Origin of the sequence: Xenorhabdus yunnanensis (assembly GCF_028598805.1) — a bacterium.
In the GTDB taxonomy this organism is placed as follows: domain Bacteria; phylum Pseudomonadota; class Gammaproteobacteria; order Enterobacterales; family Enterobacteriaceae; genus Xenorhabdus; species Xenorhabdus yunnanensis.
Genome location: NZ_JAQRFI010000090.1, coordinates 1 through 6,044, shown reverse-complemented (window position 1 = coordinate 6,044; position 6,044 = coordinate 1). Strand labels below are relative to the sequence as shown.

General features: G+C 48.5%; 4 protein-coding genes and 1 pseudogene. 4 read left to right on the top strand and 1 reads right to left on the bottom strand.

The window, feature by feature from the left end; all coding sequences use genetic code 11:
• Positions 1–129 precede the first annotated feature (129 nt).
• The 4 genes from PSI23_RS19955 to PSI23_RS19940 all read left to right on the top strand — a co-directional run bounded on the left by PSI23_RS19955 (position 130) and on the right by PSI23_RS19940 (position 5,508).
• A complete protein-coding gene (locus PSI23_RS19955; protein WP_273556713.1) occupies positions 130–858 on the top strand; it encodes a hypothetical protein in 729 nt (242 codons plus the stop codon).
• A 35-nt stretch (positions 859–893) separates the two neighbouring features.
• A complete protein-coding gene (locus PSI23_RS19950; protein WP_273556712.1) occupies positions 894–3,095 on the top strand; it encodes a hemagglutinin repeat-containing protein in 2,202 nt (733 codons plus the stop codon).
• A gap of 141 nt (positions 3,096–3,236) precedes the next feature.
• Positions 3,237–4,970: a DUF637 domain-containing protein gene (locus PSI23_RS19945; RefSeq protein ID WP_273556711.1), complete on the top strand. Its 1,734-nt coding sequence runs from the start codon at positions 3,237–3,239 to the stop codon at positions 4,968–4,970.
• A gap of 1 nt (position 4,971) precedes the next feature.
• Entirely contained in the window at positions 4,972–5,508 is a 537-nt protein-coding gene (locus PSI23_RS19940) for a contact-dependent growth inhibition system immunity protein (RefSeq protein WP_273556710.1), read from the top strand.
• Between the two features lie 440 nt (positions 5,509–5,948).
• Here PSI23_RS19940 and PSI23_RS19935 read toward each other — a convergent pair.
• Positions 5,949–6,044, bottom strand: a pseudogene (locus tag PSI23_RS19935) (IS982 family transposase); the annotation flags it as partial.

The window sequence follows — 6,044 nt, the reverse complement described above, 5'->3', positions numbered from 1 at the left end:
ACAGCCAGCTTCGTCCTCACTGGTATAACAATGGGTTAACGCCCAATGAGTCAGAACGATTATTTTGGAAAAACGCTAAGCCAGTGACCAATTTTTGTTGACCACAACACCCAGGATGATATCGGGTTAGTGGTTGACGGTAAAGTGACGCTGAGTAAGGTACAGGCTAAAACGGATATTAATGTCCGCAGTGATGCTATTGACATTGACAAGGCCGCTGTGTTCAAGAAAAACCTGATACAGGCAGGGAAAGATATTACGTTTGCCGCGAACAGGTTGACGAATCAGGGGGAGGTGACGGCAGGGAATGATATGCGCCTGTTTGTTGACCATTTAAATAATGAGAATTATTCGTTGCTTCAGGCAAACCAGAACTTGTGGTTGCAAAAAGATGCAACGGGTAATTTATCGACCCGGGTTGACAATAACGGCCTGTACGCAAGACTGAACGCGGCGCAGGGCGATATCGTTGTTCGGACTAAAGAATTGACCCACAGCCAGAGAGCCGGACTGACTTCGGGGGCGAATGCTTACATTAATGCGACTTCGCTTGAGATGAGAGGAGAGAGTGTTAACCCTGCTAACCCGACTGAGAATGACAAAAACCGGATAAGTGCCGCGAAAAATCTCATCTTAACCGGCAATACATTTGATGCACAACATGGCAGGCTTGCGGCTGGAAATAGCCTGGTTGCTGATTTCAAAGATAAACTCACCGTGGATCAAATGGAAATTGCTGCCCAACATGTTTTGATGAATGCGGGTAACATAAGCTCATCTTATGACAAATTTATGTTACCTGACCAAACAAGACACTCGGAATATCAAGACACTCGGAATATGATGTCTCACTCATAGCGGATCGTGACCTTTCTATTGGCGGCACAGATTTTTTGCAGACTCCGAATAGACTGACGTTAATTGCGGGAAATGACCTCTATATCGACGGCGCAGCTAAGGTATTGGATTGGTCCAGTCATCATCTTGATTTTCTTGCACGTAAGGGGAATATTCATCTTTACGGTCCTGGAATGGCATCTGAACGTTCTGGCGGGCTGAAAACTTCTGATACGTTGCGAATGCAGGCAGGGCAGTCTATCCGCTTGAGTGACAATGTGAGCCTGAGCGCGAAGAAGAATATTGAGCTGATTGCAGGTAATGAAATTTCACTGACTGCAGAGAGGTATAATAAGGTGCCGATACGGCAATCGACGGTGGATGCCAATGGCATTTTGCGGTTGTGGGCCGATCACGGTATCCAGACTAATAACGTGAGCCTGCGTGGGGAACACATTGAGCTGATGTCGGATAAAGGCGCGATAAACCTGACATCGTCCTCTCCGAACGCAGGCATCACCGCCAGAGAAGATGTACGGCTAGTCGCTGACAGCGATATCGACATGACTGACATCCCTGTACACGCGAAAAATGTTGAGTTTCTTTCGCGCCAACGTAACATTTCCGTACGGACTTCCGTACTAAAGGGCATTGAGAATCTGATCAGCGCCAGTGATACCATACGCCTGTTTGCAGGCAATTCACTTTTTTTTGCCCCCAAAAAGCCGTTTAACTTAGCCAAAAACATTACGTTAAATACAAATTATCTGGGGCTTACTGATCTAGAGGTGAATGCAAAGGAAGATTTAACGCTGGTTGGTAAGAGAATTTCCTTTAAGAATACCATTTTGAGTGGGAAAAATGTTGATCTTATCGCGCGTGGCGAAGAGGGGCTTCTGTTGTTTGGTGAGATTGGCGGGAGCCACAAACCTTTATCTCTCAGGGCCTCAGAAAATTTGCGGATTTCGGCAGATAAAGATCTGGTGCTGGGCTGGTCTCCGACGCCCGATAACACCTGGATGCAGGCGCACAATCTTTCGTTAAGTGCCGGTCAGGATCTTGTTGTTTCCTCAACCCAGTTATTGAAGGTGACGGGCGATCTTCATTTGTTTGCGGGCAATGATGTTAAATTGATCGGAACGGAGATGGAGGCCGGGCAACAAATCAGGGTGGGTGCTGGCCGTGATATTGATATGCACAAACACGGTGCAAAAGACTCGATTTACACCATTTCGGAGGGTAAGAACGGGGCCGAGATGGCACGAAAATTTAGTGCAGGAGGAGCCAGCATTACGGCCGGTGATCACCTGCAATTCCAGGCCGGCCGGGATATTGTCGGGCGGTTTACCCAGCTCACTTCGACGGGGGGAGATGTCTCCGTTAACGCGGGTCAGGACGTGGTTTTCCTGAGCCACAAATACAACGCTGGCAACGCCAAAATAGTCACGGGGATAAGTGCCCTCAATGCCGGCAAAAAACTCATACTTTCTGCGGCAGGCAACCTGTCAACCTATGCCACAAACCTGACCTCTGGTCGTGATATGACGATATCTACGGGGGGAAATATCCGTTTTGAATCGGTACAAGAACATCACGAGGAAGGCAATAGTGAACATTTTCTTCACCGCCCCAGCCAGTTGAATAGTGGGGAAGCACTCACCGTCAGCGCTCAGGGCAGTATTTTGTTTCAGGCAACCTCATTGGCTGCCAAAGGAATAATGGATATTGCGGCCAAAGGCGGTTTTCTGTACGCACAGGCAATGGAAGAAATCTATAAATGGGAAGAAACCAAGAAAGAATGTAGGCGCATCCTGGGCGTAAAATCTTGCTGGCTGGCAGGTTCGAAGACCGAAACACGAAAAAAAGAGCGTTCAACCAATAAAGTCACGGAGTTTGTTGCCGGTGGGGATATTAATCTGATGGCAAAAGATGATGTCACACTGGAAGCGAGCCGGATCGAAACCCATAAAAATGCGAAAATTACCAGCCAGACCGGAAAAGTCAACTTTAAGGCGGTGCCCAATATCGCGTTTGAGCAGACTATCACGCATTCAAAAGGGTTTTTCATTACCCATCGTGATCAAGGCAGTCATGAGAAAACCTGGGTCATCCCGTCAGTGAGGGTGGGCGGTAAGTTAACGGTCGATGCGGCTAAAGGCATTGATGCGGATGTGAAAATGAAGGAGGGACAGTTATTTGACGAGGCGTTAACACATCTCGGCAATACCCCCGGCACAGAATGGATGAAAGATCTTTGAAAGCGTGATGATGTTCAGTGGCATACCGTCAAAGACGCCTATACCAGCTGGAACAAAAAAAGCCAGAGCTTAAGTCCGGTTGCGGGGGCGATCATTGCCATTGCCGTTGCGGCGATCACCGCCGGTTCGGGGTTAGCCGGCATGGCAGGACAGGGGGCGGTGGCGACAACAGGCGCAACAGGAGCGATGGGGAGCGCAATTTATGGGGCTGCGTATAGCGGCATGATTGCCCTGACCTCGCAGGCGGCGGTTGCCCTGGTTGAAAATCAGGGCAATCTCACCAAGACCCTGGAATCTCTGGCGAAACGTGATTCAATTAAATCCCTGGTCACGCAAATGGCTGTGGGGGGCGCATTAGCGGGGCTGGATCACCGGATGGGCTGGCAGAAAATCGTGAGCGATACAGGGCGGGTGACGCCCATGCCCACAGACGTCCAGCTTCCCCTATTGAACGATCATGACTGGGGGCAGATTTTCAAACGTGTCGCGGCACAGTCCGTCGTCAGTTCAACCATCGGCACGGCCATTAATGGCGGCAGTTTTAAGGACAATCTGCAAACGGCGTTACTGAACAATGTCGGCAATCAGATCCATGCGGAAGGCGCTAAACTGATTGGGGATAACGGGGAAATTCTGGGCGCGCCGGGAAAAATGCTGAGTCATGGTGTGGTTGCCGGCCTGAGTGCGGAAATAGCAGGGGGAGATGCCAAAGCGGCGGTGGCCGGTGCGCTGGCGGCTGAATTAGCGGCCATCTCGATGGAAAGCCGGCTCTTTGAACCGGCATATAAGAACGAAACTGAACGGCAAATGCATAAAATTCAGCAAGCCCTGCTGGGGAATGAAACCAAGGCCCAGACAGCGAAAGTTATCGGGGCATTGTCCGGGGCGTTGATTAGCCGTACCCCGGAAGGGGCTTATAGCGCGGCCAACAGTGCCGAACTGGTCTATCGCAATAACTATGATGATCATCAGTGGGATCGGATGGCGGATGAAAATGGCAGGGATATGTTGGCGGCATCCCGGGGCGATCACGCAGCGGCAGAACGTGTGGCCGCCCGGCGGGACGGGGCGATTGTGGCCCTTGCGGTTGCCGGTGGGGGGTATGCAGGGGTTTATGCGGGCACTTTGTTGGTGGGGAGTTCCGCGCGCATGGTACAAGCGGGGCTGGCAGCCCTTGAGGGCTGTAAGGCGGGATTTTTTCTGTGTTTGAATAAGGCCGGGATTTTTGCTGCCGATGTCGTTGGGTCAGAAGCGGCTTTAGGCACCGGTGCTGCAACGGGGGTGAAAGTCCTGGGCAGTTCGACAGAGACGACAAAGCATTTGGCCGAGCAATTGAGTCGTACCTCAGCGTCGTTGTTTAAAAAGCAGAAGCCGGATACCAATGTGCTGGTACGTGGGTTAAAAGACGATGTCTCGTATCTGGAGCGCAATTCGGCGACCTCGACCGTCTCGGCGGCAGAATCGGGGATTCTGTGGGGACAGGGAAATATGAAACAGGGGATGCCGTGGGAAGATTATGTCGGAACGCAGCTGCCTGCCGGTTCACGGTTGCCGCCGCGCTTTGAGGTTTTTGACTATCATGATATGAAAACGGGTCTGGCGATAAGCGCGAAATCACTGGATACCCAGACATTGTCAAAACTGAACAAACCAAGCCAGATATATTATTCTATTAAAGGTAATATTGATAAAGCGGTTCAATTTAGTGGGGACAAAGTTAAAGATAGGGTTCTGACTCCAGACATGATTTCCCGTAAAGAAATTCGCTTGGCGGTTCCGATTAATACAAACGCAGTACAGTGGAGTGAGGTTAATCGGGCTATTGAGTACGGGAAAACTCATGGTGTGGATGTGATAGTGACACAGGTGAAATAAAATGACAGATATTGTAAAAACGGCCTGGGCTTCTGTGGTTGCCAATGAGGACTTTATTGGTATTGACACCTATTCGGGTTATCGTGGTTGCCTACGCGATCCTTTGGGGGTCCAACATTTGGTGCCTCACAGTACTGATAATAAGGAGCTGGGGAGGTTGCTCAAAGATGCGTTGGCGTATAGCCGTTTTGTGTTGCCAGAGACGAGTGATGACGGTATATGGGTTCATCCTGACGTGACTTTTGATAGGGAGCTGTATGATTATGACAGCGCACTTCAGCGCTATGCCGATTGGGTAAAAAATCTGATGGCACAATATCAGTACAAAACGAAACGCGCCTTGTTTAAAAAGATGAAAAGATGTGACGCCGTATGCCGGGAGGGAAAAATAACCATCAGTCCAACGTACCACAGGGCATTGGAGGCGTGGTCGGGAAAACATTTATCAGAATCAGACAACGTAATACTTGCTGCTGACCGCCCTGATGCTGAGATTGGCGCAGGGATAAGGCTGGCGCTGAGCCGGTGTAAAGGCTAAACCAGAAATCCCAGCCGTAAAAAGCTGGGATTTTTTATCTATACTTCATAAAGCACGATGGTTATGAAATATTGGTATAACTATTTTAGTTCATGGAATGAATATATTGGTGTTTTTATAGCTTGATTTACGGTAGTGTAATTTTCCACATTTAACTCTCAGGACTTAATGGAATATAATTAAAATTTACGTTGTAGTTATTCGCTATGGTTTTTTTAGAGAAACCCCATTAATAAAATGGGGTGAGAGGGCTGTTTTTTGATATTAGCGGTTACCATTTAAAGGTGTTTCAACGTTGTCTTAAAAAGACCAATTATTATTATTAACCTAATAGACTTGATATGACTATTTATAAAATGTCACTATGAGATTTATATCACAGTTATCTACTCTAACTAATTCCCTTGGTTGATTTTCATTCTAATTAACCCGAATTCCGCTTAAGCCATCACTGGAAAATCGTCTTCTGAGTAGAAATTTTTAAGTGATGGCTTTTTCAATTTAAGGCAGTAAGCAATCACCCCCCCTAAAACAGT